The sequence below is a fragment of the Rhodopseudomonas sp. BR0G17 genome (assembly GCF_010907025.1).
Classification (GTDB): domain Bacteria; phylum Pseudomonadota; class Alphaproteobacteria; order Rhizobiales; family Xanthobacteraceae; genus Rhodopseudomonas; species Rhodopseudomonas palustris_H.
The window spans coordinates 203860-223100 of sequence record NZ_QUML01000002.1 but is presented as its reverse complement, the minus strand read 5'-3'; the positions used below and the strand labels follow the sequence as shown (position 1 = coordinate 223100).

The 19241-nt window shown below is 67.0% G+C and carries 19 protein-coding genes and 1 riboswitch; of the genes, 14 read left to right on the top strand and 5 right to left on the bottom strand.

Annotated elements, in window-relative coordinates:
* Positions 1-4: 4 nt before the first annotated feature.
* Entirely contained in the window at positions 5-817 is an 813-nt protein-coding gene (phnC, locus tag DY467_RS03095) for a phosphonate ABC transporter ATP-binding protein (protein ID WP_164633989.1), read from the bottom strand.
* A gap of 179 nt (positions 818-996) precedes the next feature.
* Here phnC and DY467_RS03090 point away from each other — a divergent pair, with 179 nt between their 5' ends.
* Genes DY467_RS03090 through DY467_RS03080 form a run of 3 tightly spaced genes read left to right on the top strand, consistent with a single transcriptional unit; the run spans position 997 to position 3591 of the window.
* On the top strand, positions 997-1674 hold the full coding sequence (locus DY467_RS03090; protein WP_164633988.1) for a transferase hexapeptide repeat family protein: 678 nt from the start codon (positions 997-999) through the stop codon (positions 1672-1674).
* Positions 1671-2864 (top strand): alpha-D-ribose 1-methylphosphonate 5-triphosphate diphosphatase, encoded by a 1194-nt coding sequence (locus tag DY467_RS03085; RefSeq protein WP_164633987.1) that lies wholly within the window; start codon positions 1671-1673, stop codon positions 2862-2864. Before DY467_RS03090 ends, DY467_RS03085 begins: the two co-directional genes overlap by 4 nt.
* Before the next feature lie 22 nt (positions 2865-2886).
* Entirely contained in the window at positions 2887-3591 is a 705-nt protein-coding gene (locus DY467_RS03080; RefSeq protein ID WP_164633986.1) for a DUF1045 domain-containing protein, read from the top strand.
* Here DY467_RS03080 and DY467_RS03075 read toward each other — a convergent pair.
* Entirely contained in the window at positions 3588-4568 is a 981-nt protein-coding gene (locus DY467_RS03075; protein WP_164633985.1) for a YheT family hydrolase, read from the bottom strand. The two genes, DY467_RS03080 and DY467_RS03075, sit on opposite strands and share 4 nt — an antisense overlap.
* Positions 4569-4813: 245 nt before the next feature.
* Between DY467_RS03075 and DY467_RS03070 the strand changes: the two genes are divergently transcribed.
* The 3 genes from DY467_RS03070 (at position 4814) to DY467_RS03060 (ending at position 8094) form a co-directional block, all read left to right on the top strand.
* Positions 4814-5008, top strand: a complete 195-nt coding sequence (locus tag DY467_RS03070; protein WP_107342890.1) for a hypothetical protein — start codon at positions 4814-4816, stop codon at positions 5006-5008.
* Between the two features lie 615 nt (positions 5009-5623).
* Entirely contained in the window at positions 5624-7573 is a 1950-nt protein-coding gene (locus tag DY467_RS03065; protein WP_164633984.1) for a methyl-accepting chemotaxis protein, read from the top strand.
* A gap of 95 nt (positions 7574-7668) precedes the next feature.
* Positions 7669-8094 (top strand): GIY-YIG nuclease family protein, encoded by a 426-nt coding sequence (locus DY467_RS03060; RefSeq protein WP_349627603.1) that lies wholly within the window; start codon positions 7669-7671, stop codon positions 8092-8094.
* On the opposite strand, the gene cutA is transcribed toward DY467_RS03060, so the two are convergent.
* Positions 8072-8395 carry a divalent-cation tolerance protein CutA gene (cutA, locus tag DY467_RS03055; protein WP_164633982.1) on the bottom strand — a complete coding sequence of 108 codons (324 nt, stop codon included), beginning with the start codon at positions 8393-8395 and terminating at the stop codon, positions 8072-8074. The genes DY467_RS03060 and cutA overlap by 23 nt on opposite strands.
* A 99-nt stretch (positions 8396-8494) precedes the next feature.
* Here cutA and DY467_RS03050 point away from each other — a divergent pair, with 99 nt between their 5' ends.
* From DY467_RS03050 to DY467_RS03040, 3 genes are all read left to right on the top strand, one after another.
* Complete coding sequence (locus DY467_RS03050; protein ID WP_107342894.1) at positions 8495-8710, top strand: FmdB family zinc ribbon protein; 216 nt, start codon at positions 8495-8497, stop codon at positions 8708-8710.
* Between the two features lie 106 nt (positions 8711-8816).
* Complete coding sequence (locus tag DY467_RS03045) at positions 8817-9317, top strand: hypothetical protein (RefSeq protein WP_164633981.1); 501 nt, start codon at positions 8817-8819, stop codon at positions 9315-9317.
* Between the two features lie 170 nt (positions 9318-9487).
* Positions 9488-9976, top strand: a complete 489-nt coding sequence (locus DY467_RS03040; protein ID WP_107342895.1) for a YbhB/YbcL family Raf kinase inhibitor-like protein — start codon at positions 9488-9490, stop codon at positions 9974-9976.
* Positions 9977-10503: 527 nt separating this feature from the next.
* On the opposite strand, the gene bluB is transcribed toward DY467_RS03040, so the two are convergent.
* Positions 10504-11175, bottom strand: coding sequence for a 5,6-dimethylbenzimidazole synthase (gene bluB, locus DY467_RS03035; protein WP_205501998.1), 672 nt, complete (start codon positions 11173-11175; stop codon positions 10504-10506).
* A 26-nt stretch (positions 11176-11201) separates the two neighbouring features.
* Positions 11202-12257 (bottom strand): nicotinate-nucleotide--dimethylbenzimidazole phosphoribosyltransferase, encoded by a 1056-nt coding sequence (gene cobT, locus DY467_RS03030; RefSeq protein WP_164633979.1) that lies wholly within the window; start codon positions 12255-12257, stop codon positions 11202-11204.
* Positions 12258-12353: 96 nt separating this feature from the next.
* A riboswitch (cobalamin riboswitch) is annotated at positions 12354-12551 on the top strand.
* Positions 12552-12658: 107 nt separating this feature from the next.
* On the opposite strand from cobT, the gene DY467_RS03025 reads away from it, so the two are divergent.
* The 5 genes from DY467_RS03025 to cobO all read left to right on the top strand — a co-directional run bounded on the left by DY467_RS03025 (position 12659) and on the right by cobO (position 19117).
* Positions 12659-13090 (top strand): DUF1636 domain-containing protein, encoded by a 432-nt coding sequence (locus tag DY467_RS03025; RefSeq protein ID WP_164633978.1) that lies wholly within the window; start codon positions 12659-12661, stop codon positions 13088-13090.
* The gene (gene cobU, locus DY467_RS03020; RefSeq protein WP_164633977.1) at positions 13087-13617 is read left to right on the top strand and encodes a bifunctional adenosylcobinamide kinase/adenosylcobinamide-phosphate guanylyltransferase; all 531 of its coding nucleotides are present in this window, start codon (positions 13087-13089) and stop codon (positions 13615-13617) included. The genes DY467_RS03025 and cobU overlap by 4 nt, the downstream gene beginning before the upstream one ends.
* Before the next feature lie 3 nt (positions 13618-13620).
* A complete protein-coding gene (gene cobW, locus DY467_RS03015) occupies positions 13621-14625 on the top strand; it encodes a cobalamin biosynthesis protein CobW (protein WP_164633976.1) in 1005 nt (334 codons plus the stop codon).
* A gap of 131 nt (positions 14626-14756) precedes the next feature.
* Positions 14757-18494, top strand: coding sequence for a cobaltochelatase subunit CobN (gene cobN / locus DY467_RS03010; protein WP_164633975.1), 3738 nt, complete (start codon positions 14757-14759; stop codon positions 18492-18494).
* Positions 18491-19117, top strand: a complete 627-nt coding sequence (gene cobO, locus DY467_RS03005; RefSeq protein WP_107354196.1) for a cob(I)yrinic acid a,c-diamide adenosyltransferase — start codon at positions 18491-18493, stop codon at positions 19115-19117. The genes cobN and cobO overlap by 4 nt, the downstream gene beginning before the upstream one ends.
* Positions 19118-19241 lie beyond the last annotated feature (124 nt).

Genomic DNA, 19241 nt, shown 5'->3' with positions numbered 1-19241 from the left:
GGGATCAGGCCACGGCGACGCCGGCCAATGCGGGGGCGGGAAGGCCGTGCGGAACGTGCGGCGCAGCGCCGAGCACTTCGTCGGCTTCGAGATCGTAGAGTTCGCGCGCGATCTGGTCGGTCAGCGCGGCCGGCGCGCCGTCGAACACCACGCGGCCCGAAGCCATGCCGATCAGCCGGTCGCAATAGGTTCGGGCGAGATCGAGCGAATGCAGATTGCACAGCACGGTGATGCCGAAGTGCTTGTTGATGCGCAGCAGCGCATCCATCACGATCTTGGTGTTGCGCGGGTCGAGCGAGGCGATCGGCTCGTCGGCGAGCACGATGTCCGGCTGCTGCACCAGGGCGCGGGCGATCGCGACGCGCTGCTGCTGGCCGCCGGAGAGCTGGTCGGCGCGCTGCGCCGCGTAGGACGCCATATCGAACTGATCGAGCGCCGAGATCGCGAGCGCGCGATCCTGCTCCGGCCACATCTGCACCAGCGAGCGCCACGACGGCACTTCGGACAGCCGGCCCATCAGCACATTGGTCAGCACGTCGAGACGGCCGATCAGGTTGAACTGCTGAAAGATCATCGCGGAGCGTGCGCGCCATTGTCGCAGCTCGCGGCCCTGCAGCGCGGTCACATCGACGCCTTCGAACAGGATGCGTCCTTCGGACGGCTCCGCCAGCCGGTTCAGCATGCGTAGCAGGGTCGACTTGCCCGCGCCGGATCGCCCGATCACCCCGACGAAGCTGCCGCGCTCCACCGAAAACGATGCGCCATCTACGGCGGCTTTGCTGCCGAAACGGCAGGTCAGACCCTCAACTACCAGCATGCGCTGCTCCCGAAACAGGTTCGGGAGGAATCGCTAACGCTGTTGTTTTGCAGCCGTGTGACAGTCGATGTAGTTCCGCCGACATATCAAGGTCTTCGCTGCGTCATCGATGCGTCACGACGGCGTCATGAGCGGCGCCGATGACAGGTCTCATCCCAATCATCGCGCACGAGACTCCCATGGCCGCGAAACTGCTAACGGTCGCGCCGACCGTCGATCCGACCGCCAAGCTGCACGACGTCACCCTCGGCGCCTATTGCGAAGTCGGCGCCCGCACCATCCTGAACGAAGTGGCGATGGGCGATTACTCTTACGTCGTCAACGATTCGCAGATCACCTACACCAGCATCGGCAAGTTCTGCTCGATCGCGGCGATGACCCGGATCAACCCCGGCAATCACCCGATGCAGCGCGCCACCCAGGCGCACTTTACCTATCGCGCCAGCACCTATTTCGAGGGCGAGAGCGACGACGCCGAGTTCTTCGCCTGGCGCCGCTCGCATCACGTCGAGATCGGCCACGACGTCTGGATCGGTCACGGCGCCATCGTGCTGCCGGGCCGCAACATCGGTCCCGGTGCGGTGGTTGCTGCAGGCGCGATCGTCACCCGGGACGTGCCGGCCTACACGATCGTGGCCGGCAACCCGGCCCGGCCGATCCGCCGCCGTTTCTCCGAGCAACAGGCGGAGCGTCTGGTCGCGCTGGCGTGGTGGAATTGGGACCACGAAGCGTTGCGCAACGCGCTGCCCGACTTCCGGAAATTGTCAGCGGACGAATTCCTCGACCGATATGAAGGTGCGGCGAAAGTGCAGTCGCCGGACCGAGAGCCGGCAGCAGAACAGCAGGTGATGGGATGAGCGAGATCGCGATCGAAGGTGGCCGGACGCTGCTCGGCGACGAGATTGCCGAGGCCTCGCTGCAGATCGCCGGCGGCGCCATCGCCGAGGTCGGCTCCGCCGCGAGCAATGCGGCAATCCGGATCGACGCTCGCGGCCTGCTGGTGCTGCCCGGGATCGTCGATCTGCACGGCGATGCCTTCGAGCGGCAAATGATGCCGCGGCCGGGGGTCGATTTTCCCATCGATGTCGCGCTGATCGACAGCGACCGCCAGGCGATCGCCAATGGCCTGACCACGGTCTTTCACGCCGTCACCTGGTCGTGGGAGCCCGGCCTGCGCAGCGCCGACAACGCCCGCCGGATGCTGGATGCGATCGATCTCACCAAGCCGCGGCTTTCCGCCGACACCCGAATTCATCTGCGCCACGAGACATTCAATCTCGATGCGGTCGATGAGATCGCGCAGTGGATCGGCGACCGCCGCGTCGATCTGTTCGCCTTCAACGATCACATGGACTCGACGCTGGCGAACCTCGCCAAGCCGCAGAAGCGGAACCGGATGGTCGAGCGCACCGGCCTGTCCGACGGCGAATTCGACCGGTTGGTCGAGCGCATCGCGGCGCGTGGCGACGAAGTGCCACAGGCGAACCGGCGCCTCGCCGCCATCGCCCGCGAGGTATCTATGCCGATGCTGTCGCACGACGACGATACCCCGGCGATGCGGCAGGGTTATCGTGATCTCGGCGTCGGCATCGCCGAATTCCCCACCACCGAGGAGACCGCGCGCGATGCGGCGCTGCACGGCGACTTCATCGTGTTCGGCTCGCCGAACGTAGTGCGCGGCGGCAGCCACACCGGCTGGACCAAGGCGGCCGACATGATCGCCAAAGGACTGTGCTCGGTGTTGGCGTCCGACTACTACTACCCGGCGCCGCTGCTCGCCGCATTCCGCCTGGTGCACGACGGCATCCTGCCGCTGGAACAGGCCTGGAAGCTCATCTCTGAGAACCCCGCCCGCGCCGCAGGTCTCGCCGAGCGCGGCATGATTGCGAGCGGCCAGCGCGCTGACGTTCTGCTGGTCGATGATCGGGTCGCGTTGCGGCCGCGGATCGTCGCGGTGATCGCCGGCGGCCGGCTGGTGCATGTCGACGATCCGGAGCGCTTCGTGATCATGCGCAAACTGCCGCATCCGGCTGGCGTTGCCGCCTGATCTGACGCTATCATCACCGGCGATGTCGAATTTTCCACGTTACGCGATTTACTATCTGCCCGCCGCAGGCAGCGCTCTGGCGCAGTTCGGGGCGACGATGCTCGGTTACGATGTCATCTCCGGCGAAGACGTGCCGTTCGCTGCGCATACGGCGGCGATTGCGGACTGGCGCGACATCACCGCAGACCCGCGCGGCTACGGCTTTCACGCCACTCTGAAGGCGCCGTTCGGATTGATCGGCGGCCGCAGCGAAAGCGACTTGCTTTGGGCCTGTGCGACCTTTGCCGAAACGCCGCGGGCGATTCCGCGGATCGCCCCGGTGATCAGGCCGATCGGCGGGTTCATCGCGCTGGTGCCGGAAACGCCCTCCGAGCCGCTGCAGCAGCTCGCGGCCGATTGCGTTCGCGACTTCGATGAATTTCGCGCGCCGCTGTCGGCGGAGGATCGCGCCCGGCGCAAGCCGGAACGGCTGACGCCCGAGCAGGTCGGCTATCTCGATCGCTGGGGCTACCCCTATGTGATGGACGAGTTCCGGTTTCACATGACGCTGACCGGTTCGCTTGATCCGGCTCGCCACGACGAATTGTTGGCGGTGCTGCGGAGACAATTCGCGGCCACCGGCATGGATCGGATTGCAATCGATCGGATCGCTGTGCTGCGCCAGGACGCGCGAGGTGCGCGGTTCAAGAGCATCGCGCAATTCGAACTGCGCAGCGCCGACTATTAGCCGCCGAGGATAGAGCCGAGCCAGTCGCTGACCGCCTCGGGCATGGCGGTGACCCGGCCGGGCCAGGGGCCGGTGGCGAAGCCGACATGTCCGCCTTCATCGGGTTGCCAGAGCGTCACCATCGTGCCGACGTCGTCTGGTGCCGGCAGTGAGGCGGCCGGCACGAACGGATCGTTGCTCGCGTTCACGACCAAAGCCGGGATATTGATCTTGTGCAGATGCGGCTTGGACGAGGCACGGGTCCAGTAGTCATCGACACCCGCAAAGCCGTGCAGCGGCGCCGTGAAGGCGTCGTCGAATTCGCGCAAAGTCGTTGCCCGTTGCACCCGTTCGCGATCGAACAGTCCCGGATGCTGCTGCCATTTCGCGAGCGCGTTCGGAATCATCGTGCGCAGGAAATGCCGGGTGTAGATCAGGCGGTTGACGCCGCTGTCGATCGCGGCGCCGGCGGCCACGAGATCCAGCGGGGCTGAGACCGCCGCCACTGCGCGCGCGATCTCCGCGGCGCCGCTGCCGGCCTCCTCCGCCCAGCGCAACAGCGCGTTGCCACCGAGCGAGACGCCGGCGGCAAGCACAGGCGCATCGGCGCGGTCGCGAACTCGCGCTAGCAGCCAGCCGACTTCCTGGAAGTCGCCGGAGTGGTAGGAGCGCGGTGCGAGATTGAGTTCGCCCGAGCAGCCGCGAAAGTGCGGAATCGACAGCCGCCAGCCGCGCGCGAGCGCGCCCTGCGCAAATGCGATTGCGTAGCGGCTCGCCGACGATCCTTCGAGGCCGTGAAACAGCACCAGCCACGGCGCATGGTCGGGCCCGGGCAGATGATCGATATCGATGAAGTCGCCGTCGGGCGCTCGCCAGCGTTCGCGGACGAGCTTGATGGCTTGCGAGGCCCGTGGCTGCGCGAACAGCGTCGGCCAGATGGTTTGCAGATGGCCGCCGGGCAACCACCACGGAGCGCTATAGGATCGCAGATCAGTCATGTCGAGCAGAATCGAAGGAGGGATAAACACACACAGGTCGGACGAGTGTGACGCAGCTATCGACCGCGATGGTGGCCACTGCAACCGGGTGCGTCAACATCGCATTAGCTTTGCATTTGCAACTAACGTTTGCGACGGCCGGATATGTCGCAGTTGTTGTCGGGCCGGCATCGCCCTAAGCTGATCTCCATAACGACAAGCGATCGGAGCCGAAGCAGCCGGGATCGCCCTATGAGGAAATCGCCATGAAGGTCGCCGACCCAGCTCCCTTCCGCAACCTGTCGCCCGATGAGTTGGAATGGCTCGCCGCCGCCGAATGGGCGCAGGCCGAATCTCTCAGCGATGCGCCGAAAGGCCTCGTGATGCAGTCCGCCACCGAGATGCATGCACGCGCCAAGCTGAAGCGCATCCTGCTCAGCCAGGTCCCGACCAAGCATTAGGATCGTGTTCTCGATCAGTTTGATCGGGGCGGGTGTGTGTGAGGTAACTTCGTCCGCTTTGCGCGCCACAAATATCTAGAACTTTCGTCGACGTTAGCGCGCCGCGCCCCTCGAATCTGCATTCGTCATTCGAGCGTCCCGTTCATGACGTGAGTTGTGGCGCGGGGGATCAGCGCCAAAGATTGTTTTCGATTGAATCGTTGCGTCGTCATTCCGGTGAATCGATTAGCAATCGAGAAAAGGCCGGTCGCATAAGCCAAATCCGTTGGCGAGGCGCTTGCCGTTCAGCGCAAGACAGCTCCCAAAATCGCGCCTGCGATCAGGTCGCCGTCCAGTCTTCGTTCGGCCTGGCCTGCGCACCAAGCGCCGGAATTATTTTAATCGTTGTGTAAAGATCGCGGTCCTACCACGGGCGTCATCAGCGGATTTTACACGCCACTGTGGAATGACGATCCAGCGATGCGGGTCGTGAGTGCCGAGGTACATAGAATGAGTAACGCCCAGCGCCGCCCCTTTCGTTTCACCATCGGTCTGCGATTTTCGATCGCGCTGGCTGCCAGTGTGGTGACGGCTGTCGCCGCAACCACGATCAGTAACATTGTGTTGTCAGCGCGGATGACCGAGCAAGCAGCTGCACGCGAACTGAATGGGCTGCAGGATTCGCTCGGTCAGCAGATGGCGGCCTCACAACAGCGCGCCGCTTCGCTGGCGGCTTCTCTGGCGAGCAACACCGCGATCCAGGATGTCTTCGCGAGCCGCGACCGCGACGGGTTGATCCGCATGCTGCAGCCGAGCTTCCTGCAGTTACAGGCGACACACGGCGTCGTGCAGATGCAATTCCATACCGCGCCAGCGACGTCGTTCCTGCGGCTGCACAAGCTGGAAAAGTTCGGCGACGATCTGTCGGCGATCCGCAAGACTGTCGTGGCCGTCAACGCCAGCGGCAAGCCGGTGAGCGGACTGGAAAATGGTGTCGAGGGACTCGGTATCCGCGGTGTCTCGCCAGTGTTCCAGGACGGCAAGCCGATCGGTTCGGTGGAGGTCGGGATGACGCTCGGCAGCCGCTTCTTCGATGCTTTCAAGAGCGGCACCGGCGCTGACGTCGCCTTGTATTTGAAGACTCCCAACGGCTTCCAGCGATACGCCTCAACCTTCGAGACCGACCCGGTGATCGGCGCCGAGCAGATGGCGGCTGCGCTGCGCGATAAGTCGGCGCAGCAAGCGATGCATATCGGCTCAATGGATCAGACGATTATGCTGGCCCCAGTGCGTGATTATGCCGGCGAAGCCATCGGCGTCTCGGTGCTCGGCGTCGACCGCAGCGCCTCTGTCAAGGCGATGCAGGAGGCGCGCGAATGGGCGCTGGCCATCGGTCTTGGGGTCCTGGTCCTGACCCTCGGTGCCGGCGCATTGCTCAGCCGCAGCATCTCGCGGCCGCTGCGTTCGCTCACCGAGGGAATGAACCGGCTCGCCAACGGCGATTTCACGGTGGTGCCCCCGGGGCTCGGCCGCAGCGATGAGGTCGGCGAAGTTGCCCACGCCGTCGAGATGTTCAAAGAGAAGGCGGTCGAAAAGGCCAAGCATGACGCCGAGGCGCAGGAAGCCGAGCGCGCCCGGATCGAGGATGCTCAGAAGGCGAAGGTCAACGAAGCGGTCGAGGCATTCCGGTCATCGATCGAGGACATGCTGCGCGCCGTGACCGACAACGCTGCGACGATGCGCAACAACGCGCAGTCGATTGACGACGTCGCCGCCGAGGCCTCCGGGCAGGCGGCGGCTGCCGCCGGTGCATCGCAGCAGGCCTCCGAAAGCGTGCAGACCGTTGCGTCCGCGGCGGAGGAGCTATCGGCGTCGATCGGCGAGATCGCACGCCAGATCGCCAAGGCGACCGATGTGGTGCGGACCGCCGACAGCCGGACCGAGCGCTCAGTCAACGAGATTGAGGGGCTGGCGGCGATGAGCGAGCGGATCGGGGCGGTGGTCGGGCTGATCCAGGCGATCGCAGCGCAGACCAACCTGCTGGCGCTCAATGCCACGATCGAGGCGGCGCGGGCCGGCGAGGCCGGTCGCGGGTTTGCGGTGGTCGCCGCCGAAGTGAAGGCGCTGGCGGAGCAGACCTCCAAGGCGACCGCCGATATCTCCAGCGAGGTCACGGCGATCCAGACCTCGACCCGGAGTGCGGTCGAGGCGGTCCGCGACGTCGGCAGCGCCATGCGTGAGATCAGCGCGGTGACCGCGACGATCGCGGTGGCGATCGAGCAGCAGGGCAGTGCGACGCGCGAAATCTCTGAAAACGCTCAAAGTGCGGCGCGCGACAACTCGATGCTGGCCGACAACATTTCGACCGTCAGCGAGGCGGTGGGGCAGGCCAGCCAGTCCGCCGCCAGCGTGCTGCATTCGACCGGCGATCTCGCCGAGCAGGCCGGTCGGTTGTCCCACCAGGTCACCGAGTTCTTCCACAGCCTGCGCACCGGCGTGCTCGATCGTCGCAAGACTCGCGACGCCGGCTATACCGGCCCCGAACGTCGCCGGGCGCGGGACAAGGGGCAGTCGCAGGCCGCGTAAGCCCACGGTTGACCGGCCGGCGCCGGTGCGCTCACAACGACCCGATGACCAGTGTGTCGCTCTCCGCCTGTCCGGCCGGCCCCGGCGCCTATGTGGTGGCGATCGCGATCGCGGCGCCGCTCACGGTGCGGCTCGGCGGCGGCCTGTCGGCGCGGCTTCGGCCCGGGCGTTATCTGTATTGCGGTTCGGCCTATGGTCCGGGCGGACTTCAGGCCCGGCTCGCGCGGCATTTTCGCAAGGACAAATCGATCCGCTGGCATGTCGATCAATTGACCACGGCCGGCGAGGTCAAAGGCGCCTGGGCCGTCGCTCTCGGCAATGAATGCGAACTGGTGGAACGGCTGGGATTTCTTCCGGTACCGATCGACGGATTCGGCGCTACAGACTGCACGCACTGCCGCAGTCATCTGCTGCGCTGGCCCCCGCGTGTATCTGCCGGCACCATTCGCGCCGCGCTCGCCGTGAGCGGCGAGCCGCCGGTGTGGTTGCGAGTGAGCGCTATGCGCCGGTCTCGCGCCTGATCCAGCCGAGATACTTCTCCGCGCCGGCGGTGACCGGGAGCTGGATGATCTCCGGGGTATCGTAGGAGTGCAGCGAGGTGATCAGGTCGCGCAAGGCGGCGAACTTCGTCGGCAGTGTCTTGAACAGCAGCAGTTGCTCGGCGTCGCTGGTGATCTTGCCGTCCCACCAATAATGGCTGGTGATGGCCTGGATTTGGACGCAGGCGGCGAGCCGGGCTTCGAGTGTTGCGACTGCCAAGCGTTCCGCTTCCCCCTTGTTCGGCGCCGTCACCATCACCACGCAGGCCTCGCCCTGATCCATCGCGTCCCTCCTTGGCTTCGATTTGATCCGACGCGTTGCAGGTCGCGCCGGTTGTTTGCTAGGCGCAAGTGGTTCCCAGTCAGCTTCGGAAGGTCCGTCATGCCGATTTACGGCTTCGTCTGCAACAAATGCGGTCACCAGTTCGAGACGCTGCTGTTCTCCGGTGAATCCGCGGTCTGCCCGTCCTGCGAGAGCACCAGCCTCGAGCAGCAATTGTCGCTGATCGCCAAACCCGCCAAGGGCGGCCCGGAGGCTCCGATGTGCGACGGCAAGGGTGGCTGCGGCGGCTGTTGCATGCCGGACGTCTGCGCTTAGCCGGCCGGCGGCTCCCCACTCGGGACGCCGTGTCTGCCCGAAAGGAACGATCCTGCGCTTCAGGTCGTTTGCACGCCGACGAGCAACCCTCCGAGGCATGCCAGACATGACGCAGATCACTCGTACCTTCGACAGCGCCACACAGGCCAAGGCCGCAGTCGCCGAACTCAAGCAGCGCGGCTTCAACCAGGTCGAACTGGTCGAGGTGCCCGATCGCCGCGGTCCGAGCGGCGGCGGGGCTGTGGTTCGGGTCGAGCCGCCGTTCGGGTCGGCGCTCGTGGCCAGCGGCATTCTCGAACGGCACGGCGGCAAGGAGGCGGGTGCGACGAGCACCGCTGGCTCTGCGGCGCCGGCCCCCGCGCAGCCGGTGAAGACTGAAGCCCAGCCGGCCCCCGATCCTGCGGCGCAGGCGGTCAAGTCGGCGCCAGCTGCATCACCGGCGCGGCTGGCCCCGCCTCAGGCGCGGCGTGAGGAGCTCCGCAGCGGTCCGCGGACCGTGTCGGAATGGCTCGGGATTCCGCTGCTGATCAATTCCAACACCTTCTTTTCCGGTTTTCCGCTGCTGCTGAGGCCGTCCCGCAAGGCGCCGGCGGCCAAGCCGGAATAATCGGCGGATTTGTCGCCGGCCTTGAGCCGCGCATGAGCTTCCGTCGCCCGTTTTGGCTTGCTAGCATCGCGTCGCCTCGCCGCCCGGCGGGGACCACGACATCAGCGACCCGATGACGTGCGCTGCGCGCCAGCCGGCGTGCGCGCCCGCATGCGGCAGGAGTGCAGGCCATGAAGCTCACCAGTCCCGACATCGCCGAAGGCGCAACGATCGCCCACGAGCAATTGTTCAACAGCTTCGGCTGCACCGGCGCCAACGTCTCGCCGGCGCTGAGCTGGAGCGACGCGCCCGCCGGCACCAAGAGCTTCGCGGTGACGATGTACGATCCGGATGCGCCGACCGGCAGCGGCTGGTGGCATTGGGTGGTGTTCAACATTCCGGCCACGACGACGTCGCTGCCGAAGGGCGCGGGCGATATCGCGAAAGGTTTGATGCCCGAAGGCACGATCCAGGGCCTGACGGATTTCGGCGTGCCCGGTTACGGCGGCCCGTGCCCGCCGCCGGGCGACAAGCCGCACCGCTATCAGATCACGGTATTCGCGGTCGACGTCGAAAAGCTGCCGAACGCCGGCGCCACCGCGATGCCGGCGCTGGTCGGCTTCGACCTCAACTTCCACACCCTGGCGAAGACGACGATCACCGGACTGTTCGGGCGTTAAGCCCGAGCGGATGCCATCCTGTTCGCTGCTGATGCCGGATTGCTTCGGTCATCAGCAACGACGGGATTGAAGCGTAAAGGCCAGGACGACCGAGACCGCGCCGGTTGTCTTGAAGGCGCTGTGATCAGTTGCTGGCTTCTGAGCTTCGGCTCGATGAGCTCCGCGTAATCGCGGCGGCCGGTCCGCTCGAAAGGCAGGGAATCGGGCGCCATGATCCGTCGGGGGCGCGTTCGTAGGAGCTGCATCCCGACGCCGTCGCTGCGGCCTCGCCGGCGTTGCGCTGATCCTGCTGGCCGCGCGCCAGCGCCGGTGCGGCAGAGAGGCTCGACGCGACCAGCGCGCCGGCAAACAAAGCGGTCGTCCAAAGGTTGGTAGTTCGCATGTCCGGTCCTCCGTTATCGGAAACGCGGACGGAGTCCTGACGCGCGAATGTGACGATTTCTTGCAAATTGCGGCCGTCGCCGCGATCTTGCCTTAACGATCAACAAACAGCGCGGACACTCAGTGCGCCCGCGCACCGATGGAACTCAGCGCGACAGCACAATGCGGCCCGCGGTGGTGCGGTCCTGCCAGTGATGGCGCACCAGTTCCGGGTCGACGTGGTGTTCCACCGGCCAGCCGACGCACAGATAGGCGATGAACTTCCAGGTCGCCGGCACGTCGAGCTCGGTGGTGATCGCCTCTGGATCAAGGATCGACACCCAGCCGACTCCGAGGCCGAGCGTCCGCGCGGCGAGCCAGAACGTCTCGATCATCGCCACGACGGAGTAATCGAGCGCTTCCGGCATGGTCTGGCGCCCGACGCCGAGACCCTGCGCCGTCTCGCGGTCGCAGAACAGCGCGAACTGCCGCGGCGCGACGTCGATGCCTTCCAGCTTGAGTTTGGCGTACAGCGCCGCACGTTCGCCCTGATACGCGCTCGCCGCCACCTCGTTGCAGCGCAGGAAGTTGGCGCGGATCCGCGCCCGCGTTTCGGCCGAGTCGATGCTGATCCAGCGCCACGGCTGGCTGTTGCCGACCGACGGGGCGAGCTGGGCGAGGTCGAGGAGCTGATCGATCAGCTCCGGCGCGACTGGATCGGTCTTGAAGCGGCGGACGTCGCGGCGCCACGCGATCAGCTCGGCGAACTTCTCCCGAAACGCTTCGTCGAACACCGGCGGGTTGGCGTTGGCGGCTGCGATCTCGGCCGGATCGGTCATCGCCGCCATTTTGTTCAGCACCGTACTCACAGCTTGCCCGCCAGCACGTCGGCGAGATCGGCGACGTCGGTGAGTAGCCGCGAGGCGGCGCGCACCAGCGGCACGGCGAGAATCGCGCCGGTGCCTTCGCCGAGCCGCAGCCGCAGATCGAGCAGCGGGGCGGCATCCATCGCCTGAAGCGCAAGGTCGTGGCCGCGCTCGGCCGAGCGATGGGCGAACACGCAATAGTCGCGGGCTTCCGGCGCCAGCCGCACCGCGACCAGCGCCGCGGCCGTGGCGATGAAGCCATCGACGATCACCGGCCGGCGCTGCGAGGCGGCGCCCAGCACAGCGCCCGCCATCATGGCAATCTCCAGCCCGCCAAATTCGGCCAGCGCCTCCAGCGGTGCGGTGGCGGGGCTGCGCATCGCCGCCTTTTCGATCGCCGCCTTCTTCTTGGCCATGCCGTCGGCATCCTGGCCGGCGCCGATCCCGATGCTCTGATCGAGCGGCGCCGGGCCGAGGCGGTGCAGCAGCAGAGACGACGAAGCCGTGTTGCCGATCCCCATTTCGCCGAGCGCGATCACGTCCGCCCCCGCGGCGATCTCGGCCCGCGCCAGTTCGGCGCCGCGATCGAGCGCCTGGCACGCCTCCGCGATGCTCATCGCCGGCTGACGCGCCGCGTTGGCGGTTCCCATCCGCACCTTGGCGTCGATCAGATCGGGATGCTTCGGCAGCTCGGCGGCGACACCGGCGTCGATCACCCGGACGTCGACATGGTTGGCGGCTGCGAATGCATTGGCGGTGGCCTTGCCGGCCAGATAGGTCATTACCATCGCCACCGTCACGGCGGACGGATATTGCGACACGCCTTCTTCGGTCAGGCCATGGTCGCCGGCGAACACCATCAGCACCGCATTGTCGGCGCGCGGCGGCTGCGGATGTCGCATCAAGGCCAGTTCGATGGCGAGGTCTTCGATCCGCCCGAGCGAGCCGAGCGGCTTGGCCTTGCCGTCCACCCGCGCCCGCAGGGTTGCTTTCAGCGACGGGTCGACCGGGGTGATCGACGGCGGCTGCCAGGTGACGAGGGTTTCGGTCGGCATCGGATGGTCCTTTGGTTCGGCAAGGCGCGCAACTGAGGCAAACGCGCAAGCCCGGTCAACACCACCTTCGCGTTGTTGACCCGCAACAGCGTCGCAGCTAGCGTGCCAGACGATGGTCCTTCCGCAAGGAAGGTGAAAAGGGAAGCCGGTGGGAGACGCGGTGCGTCTCGATCCCGGAGCTGCCCCCGCAACTGTAAGCGACGAGCCATCGCCGAGGCCACTGGGAATTCCTGGGAAGGCGGCGAATGGCGGCGACTCGCGAGCCAGGAGACCTGCCATCGCGTATTGTGCTTTGAAGGGTCGTCGGGGCGGGGTGCACCGGACGGAAGCAGTGCGGACGGCAAAGGCCTCTCCCGCGCGTTCCGACAAAGCTCGATAGCTGACGCGATGATTCGAGCCCGATGGATTCCGAGCCCCCTGCCGATGTGAGCGCCGATCCGCCGCGCGTGCTGCCTGGCGCGCCGGTGATGGTCAGCGTCTGCACCACCTGCAAGACGATCGACGGCGTCGCCGTCGGTGCGCCGATGCTGGAAGCCGTCCGCGACGCGCTGGCCGGCGCCGGCGGAGCGCAGGTCCGCGCCGTGCAGTGCCTGTCCGCATGCAAACGCGCCGCCACCGTCGCAGTGTCGAGCGAAGGCGGCTACACGTTCGTATTCGGCGATCTCGACGGCGCCGGCGGCGCCGACGCGGTGGCGGCGTTCGTCGCCTCCTATCAGGACAGTCACTACGGTCTGGTGCCGTGGCGGCAGCGACCGGAAGTCCTGCGCAAGGGTACCGTCGTCCGCCTGCCGCCGCCGCAATGGTCTCCCGACGATGGGCGGGCGCCGGCATGAGCGCGCTGATCTCTACCCTGGTGCTTGGCGGCGCGCGCTCCGGCAAATCGGTGTTCGGCGAACGGCTGGTCGCCGAGAGCGGCCTCGCCAGGATCTATCTCGCGACCGCCACCGCCAGCGACGACGAAATGTCCGATCGCATCGCCCACCATCGCGCCCGCCGCGGCGAGGGCTGGACTACGATCGAGGAGCCGCTCGGCTTGGTCGATGCGCTGACCCAGCACGCCGGCCGCGGCCGCGCCGTACTGGTCGATTGCCTGACACTGTGGCTGTTCAACCTGATGGAAGCCGGCCGCGATCCCGAGGTCGAGGCGAGGCGGCTGGCGCGCTATCTCGGCGTCGCCGCCGGACCGATCGTGCTCGTCTCCAACGAAGTCGGCCTCGGCCTGGTGCCGGAGACGCCGCTCGGCCGCGCCTTCCGCGACGCGCAAGGTCGCCTCAATCAGACCATCGCTGCCGCCGTGCCCAACGTCGCCTTCATCGCCGCCGGCCTGCCGCTGTGGCTGAAACGCCAATCAGGAGAGTAGTTCATGACCGCCCGCGTTCCCGTCACGGTGCTCACCGGCTTTCTCGGCGCCGGCAAGACCACGCTGCTGCGCGCGCTGCTCAATCAGTCGAGCGGCCGCCGCATCGCGGTGATCGTCAATGAATTCGGCGATGCCGGTTTCGACGGCTCGCTGGTCGAGGATTGCGGCGCGTCGGTGTGCGCACCGGGCGATATCGTCGAACTGACCAACGGCTGCATCTGCTGCACGGTCGCCGACGATTTCATCCCGACCATGGAAAAGCTGCTGAACCGCGACACGCCGCTCGACGCGATCGTGATCGAAACCTCCGGGCTCGCACTGCCGCAACCGCTGCTGAAGGCGTTCGCCTGGCCGGCGGTGAAGACCCGTGCGACCGCCGACGGCGTCGTCACGGTGGTCGATGCGTTGGCGCTGTGCGAAGGCCGGGTGCCGCTCGACGACGACGCGGTGAAGGCGCAGCGCGACGCCACGCATGACGATCCGATCGAGGAAGTGTTCGAGGATCAGCTCGCCTGCGCCGATCTGGTGGTGCTGTCAAAGAGCGATTTGGTGACGCCCGACCAGCTTGCCGCGCTCGAGGCCAAGCTGGCGAGCCGGGTACGTCCGAACGTCCGCATCGTGCGGTCGCATGGCACGCTGGCGCCGTCGGTGCTGATCGGTCTCGATGCCGAAGCCGAGAATGATCTTGCATCCCGCGCCGGGCATCACGCCGAAGGCGAGGAGCACGATCATGACGATTTCGACTCGCTGGTGATCACCCCGCAGCCGGCAGAGACGCTCGACGCGATGAAGGCGCGGGTCGGCGATGCGCTGGGGCTCCAGGGCGTGCTGCGCGTCAAAGGCCATGCCCGTGTCGCCGGCAAGCCGGCCCCGGTCGTGGTGCAGGCGGTCGGCTCGCGCATCGATCTCGCCTTCGCCCGCCCCGATGCCGAGCGTCCCGACCATCTAGTGGTAATCGGCCTCAAAGGCTTCGACGCCGACGCCGCCCGCCGCGCACTGGCGGGGTAGTCCATGTCGCCTTCCGTCATTGCGAGCGAAGCGAAGCAATCCAGCCCTGTGCTCGGAGCTGGATTGCTTCGTCGCTTCGCTCCTCGCAATGACGGGAAGGGCGCGTTGCTGGTGCCACCAAGGCTCCTCGCATGCACCTGAAGCTCGACACCAGCGCCGGCATCGACGACGGCGACGTTGCGCGCGATCTTGGTCAGGCGACGGCCGATATCGTGGTGTTGTCGGCGGCCGACAGCGATCTGGCGGCGTTCGGTGCTGCGCGCGCCGGGATGCCGGACGACTATCCGACGCTCCAGCTCACCAATTTTCTGGCGCTCGGCCATCCGGCCTCTGTCGATCTTTATGTCGAGCGCACGCTGGCGAAAGCCAAGCTCGTCATCCTGCGGATGCTCGGTGGCGAGGCCTACTGGCCGCATGGCGTCGACAGCCTGCGGCGCGATGCGCTGGCGCGCGGCGCGCAGTTCGTCTGCATTCCGGGCGAGATGGAATGGAATGCGGAGCTGGCCGCGCGTAGCACCGCCGATCTCGACGATGCTCACGCGCTGTGGCGCTATTGCAGCGAGGGCGGCGCCGAGAACGTCCGCTTGGCGCTGCGCTACGGCGCCTGGATGATCTTGCGTGACGACTGCCCGCCGCCGCCGCGGCCGATGCCGGCCGCAGGGTTCTGGCCGGCCGAGCCGCCGCCATCGCAGCGCCGCCGCGCGTTGGTGATCTTTTATCGGGCGCTGGCAGCGAGCGGCGATACGGCGGCGATCGAGGCGCTGCGTGACGCCCTGGCCGCGCGTGATTTCGATCCAACCTGCATCTTCGTGACCAGCCTGAAGGATGCGCGCTCGATCGCGTTCCTGCGCAGCGTGCTTGCCGCGACGCCGCCGGACGTCATCATCAACGCCACCGCGTTTGCGACCGCCACCGCCACGGAGGACTCCGGGGTACTGGCGTCGGCGGACTGCCCGATCCTGCAGGTGGCGCAGGCGGGGGTGACGCGCGAGCATTGGGAGCAATCCGGCCGGGGTCTCAATCCGCGCGACCTCGCCATGCATGTCGTGCTGCCGGAGGTCGACGGCCGTGTCTTCGCCGGCGCCGTGGCGTTCAAGCAGCGCGGCGGCGATGCCGAATTCGCCCCGACCGTGTATCAGCCGCTGCAGGACCGGATCGATGCGGTGGCGGATCTGGCGCAGGCCTGGGTGCGGCTGCGGCATCAGCCGCGCGACCAACGCCGCGTCGCCATCGTGCTCGCTAACTATCCGAATCGCGACGGCCGGCTCGGCAACGGCGTCGGCCTCGACACCCCACAATCGCTGCACGATCTGCTGTTCACGCTGCGGACGGAAGGCTATCTCACCCGCGAGCTGCCGGCCGACACGGCGGCGCTGATGGAGCGGCTGCAGCGCGGCCCGACCAACGAACTGAAGAGCCGATCCGATCGGGACGGCGGCGTGAGCTGGCCGGTGGCGGACTACGCGGCGGCGTTCGCGGAGCTGCCGCAGGCGGTGCGGGACGCGGTGACAGAACGGTGGGGGGCGCCGGAGCAGGATCCGCATGTCGCGAATGGGGCCTTCCGTCTCGGCCTGCATCGCTTCGGCAACATCCTGGTCGGGGTGCAGCCGGCGCGTGGCTATGCGATTGATCCGAAGTCCAGCTTCCACGATCCCGAGCTGCCGCCGCCGCATCACTACGTGGCGTTCTATCTGTGGCTGCGGCAGGTGTTCGGCGCCGAAGCGGTGATCCACCTCGGCAAGCACGGCAATCTCGAATGGCTGCCGGGCAAGAGCGCCGGGCTGTCGCGCGACTGTTTTCCATCCGCGCTGCTTGGGCCGCTGCCGCATCTCTACCCGTTCATCGTCAACGATCCCGGCGAGGGTATCCAGGCCAAGCGGCGCAGCGCCGCAGTGATCGTCGATCATCTGACGCCGCCGATGACCCGTGCCGAGCTGCACGACGAGATGGCGCGGCTGGAAACGCTGGTCGACGAATATGCGATGGCGGCCGATCTCGATCCGACCCGCGCGGACGCGATCGCCGAGGACATCATTTCGCTGGCAAGAGCGACGCGGCTCGACGAAGACGTCGCGATCGATCGCGACACCGCAACGCTCGATGCGTTGCGGGCGATCGATGCGCATCTGTGCGATCTGAAAGAGATGCAGATCCGCGACGGGCTGCACGTATTCGGCCGCACGCCGCTCGCCGCGCAGCGCGACGAGCTGTTGGTTTCGATCGCGCGTCTGCCGCGCTCCGAACTGAAGCCGCAGGATGCCTCGCTGCATCGCGCGCTGGCACGCGACCTCGGACTAACCAACCCCGACGGGACCGAATTCGATCCACTGACCCGCGATCTGGCTGTGCCCTATGCCGTCCCACGGCCAACAGTCCTCGCCGAGCTGAGCGATCGGCCATGGCGGACCCATGGCGACACCGTCGAGCGCGTCGAAGCGCTGGCGCTGCGACTGGTGTCGGCTCTTCATCAAGCTTCACCCTCTCCTGCGGGCGATGAGGAGAGACTGCCTCACGCTCAGCCCGTGCTCGACTGGATCGCCACGTCGCTGCGTCCGGCGATCGAAGCGTCCGGCGATGCCGAGCGCGACGCGCTGCTGCGCGGGCTCGATGGGCGGTTCATTCGGCCGGGGCCCTCCGGCGCGCCCACCCGCGGCCGGCCCGATGTGCTGCCGACGGGGCGTAATTTCTTTGCGGTCGATGTCCGCGCGGTGCCGACGCCGTCGGCGTGGCGGATCGGCCAGCTCGCCGCCGAGCGCCTGATCGAATCCTATTGGCAGGAGGCCGGCGAATGGCCGCGCTCGATCGCGCTGTCGGCGTGGGGCACCGCCAATATGCGCACCGGCGGCGATGATGTCGCGCAGGCGCTGGCGCTGATCGGTGCGCGGCCGACCTGGGAAGATGCAACCGGCCGCGTCACCGGCTTTGCGATCGTGCCGCTGTCCGAGCTGCGGCGGCCGCGCGTCGACGTCACGTTCCGCGTCTCCGGACTGTTTCGTGACGCCTTCCCGGTGCAGATGGACCTGATTGCCAGCGCAATTGCAGCGGTCGCTGCGCTCGACGAACCTGATGACGCCAATCCGATCGCCGCCCAGGTCCGCGTCCGCAGCGAACAATTAGTTCGAACGGGTGTCGATCCCGAGCTGGCGAAGAAGCAAGCCGGCGCGCGGGTGTTCGGCGCGAGGCCGGGCACGTACGGCGCCGGGCTGCAGGCGATGATCGATGACGGCGGCTGGACTAGCCGCGATGATCTCGCCGGCGCTTATCTTGCCTGGGGCGGCTATGCCTATGGGGCGGGGCAGGACGGCGCCGAGGCCGCCGATGCGTTCGCGGCGCGGCTGAAAGCGGTCGATCTGGTGGCGCAGGCGCAGGACAATCGCGAGCACGACATTCTCGATTCCGACGATTACTACCAGTTCATCGGCGGTCTCGCCGCAACGGTCGAAAGTCTGCGCGGGCAGGCACCGCGGATCGCCCATGTCGACACGTCTCGGCCCGAAGCGCCGCTGCCGCGGACGCTCGCGCATGAGATCTCTCGCGTGGTGCGGGGCCGCGCCGCCAACCCGAAGTGGATTCAGGGCGTGATGCGCCACGGCTACAAGGGCGCCTCCGAGATCGCCGCCACCGTGGACTATTTGTTCGGCTTTGCGGCTTCGACCGACGCCGTCGGCAATCGTCATTTCGACCTGCTGTTCGCCGCTTATCTCGAAGACGACGCGGTGCGCGAGTTTCTCCGCGACGCCAATCCGGCGGCGCTGCGCGATATCGTGGCGCGGTTCGACGAGGCGATCCGCCGCGGGCTGTGGACGCCGCGCTCCAACCGAGCGGCCGACCTGCTCGCCGAAATTCTCACTCCCAAGGAAGCTGCATGACCGATCCTCTGCCCGCCCGCGACGAAAACGTCCGCCACGCCGAAAAGGCGAAGAAGCGGAAAGCCGCGCACGACAAGAAGCTGGAGGGCATGACCGACAGCAAGGGGCTGATCATCGTCCACACCGGCACCGGCAAGGGGAAGACCTCAGCGGCGCTCGGAATGGTGTTCCGCCATATCGGCCACGGCATGCCGGTCGGCGTGGTGCACTTCACCAAGTCGGAGAAGTGGAACACCGGCGAGGCCAAGCTGCTGGCGAAGTTTCCGGAGCTCGCGACGCTGCACATCATGGGCGAGGGCTTCACCTGGGAAACCCAGGACCGCGAACGCGACATCGCCGCGGCGCGCGCCGGCTGGGAGCGCGCCAAGGAATTGATCCGCGACGACCGTCATCGCATGGTGCTGCTCGACGAGCTGAACATCGTGCTGCGCTATGATTATCTGCCGATCGAAGAAATCGTTGCGGTGCTGCTCGACGAGAAGCCGGCCGACAAGCACGTGGTGATCACCGGCCGCAACGCCCACCCGGCGCTGATCGAGATCGCAGACCTCGTGACCGATATGACCTTGGTGAAGCACCCGTTCCGGACCGGCGTGAAGGCGCAAAAGGGCGTGGAATTTTGAGCGCGCGACCGAAGGTCGAGTGTCATTCCGGGGCGCCGCGCAGCGGCGAACCCGGAATCCAGAAGTGCAGAGCACCTCGAGATTTCGGGGCCGCGAAGTTCGTTCGCGCCCCGGAATGACGTCG

Coding starts and splice junctions, on each gene's coding strand:
- phnC (WP_164633989.1), bottom strand. CDS start 817: ATGCTGGTAGTTGAGGGTCTGACCTGCCGTTTCGGCAGCAAAGCCGCC.
- DY467_RS03090 (WP_164633988.1), top strand. CDS start 997: ATGGCCGCGAAACTGCTAACGGTCGCGCCGACCGTCGATCCGACCGCC.
- DY467_RS03085 (WP_164633987.1), top strand. CDS start 1,671: ATGAGCGAGATCGCGATCGAAGGTGGCCGGACGCTGCTCGGCGACGAG.
- DY467_RS03080 (WP_164633986.1), top strand. CDS start 2,887: ATGTCGAATTTTCCACGTTACGCGATTTACTATCTGCCCGCCGCAGGC.
- DY467_RS03075 (WP_164633985.1), bottom strand. CDS start 4,568: ATGACTGATCTGCGATCCTATAGCGCTCCGTGGTGGTTGCCCGGCGGC.
- DY467_RS03070 (WP_107342890.1), top strand. CDS start 4,814: ATGAAGGTCGCCGACCCAGCTCCCTTCCGCAACCTGTCGCCCGATGAG.
- DY467_RS03065 (WP_164633984.1), top strand. CDS start 5,624: ATGACCGAGCAAGCAGCTGCACGCGAACTGAATGGGCTGCAGGATTCG.
- cutA (WP_164633982.1), bottom strand. CDS start 8,395: ATGGATCAGGGCGAGGCCTGCGTGGTGATGGTGACGGCGCCGAACAAG.
- DY467_RS03050 (WP_107342894.1), top strand. CDS start 8,495: ATGCCGATTTACGGCTTCGTCTGCAACAAATGCGGTCACCAGTTCGAG.
- DY467_RS03045 (WP_164633981.1), top strand. CDS start 8,817: ATGACGCAGATCACTCGTACCTTCGACAGCGCCACACAGGCCAAGGCC.
- DY467_RS03040 (WP_107342895.1), top strand. CDS start 9,488: ATGAAGCTCACCAGTCCCGACATCGCCGAAGGCGCAACGATCGCCCAC.
- bluB (WP_205501998.1), bottom strand. CDS start 11,175: ATGACCGATCCGGCCGAGATCGCAGCCGCCAACGCCAACCCGCCGGTG.
- cobT (WP_164633979.1), bottom strand. CDS start 12,257: ATGCCGACCGAAACCCTCGTCACCTGGCAGCCGCCGTCGATCACCCCG.
- DY467_RS03025 (WP_164633978.1), top strand. CDS start 12,659: ATGGATTCCGAGCCCCCTGCCGATGTGAGCGCCGATCCGCCGCGCGTG.
- cobU (WP_164633977.1), top strand. CDS start 13,087: ATGAGCGCGCTGATCTCTACCCTGGTGCTTGGCGGCGCGCGCTCCGGC.
- cobW (WP_164633976.1), top strand. CDS start 13,621: ATGACCGCCCGCGTTCCCGTCACGGTGCTCACCGGCTTTCTCGGCGCC.
- cobN (WP_164633975.1), top strand. CDS start 14,757: ATGCACCTGAAGCTCGACACCAGCGCCGGCATCGACGACGGCGACGTT.
- cobO (WP_107354196.1), top strand. CDS start 18,491: ATGACCGATCCTCTGCCCGCCCGCGACGAAAACGTCCGCCACGCCGAA.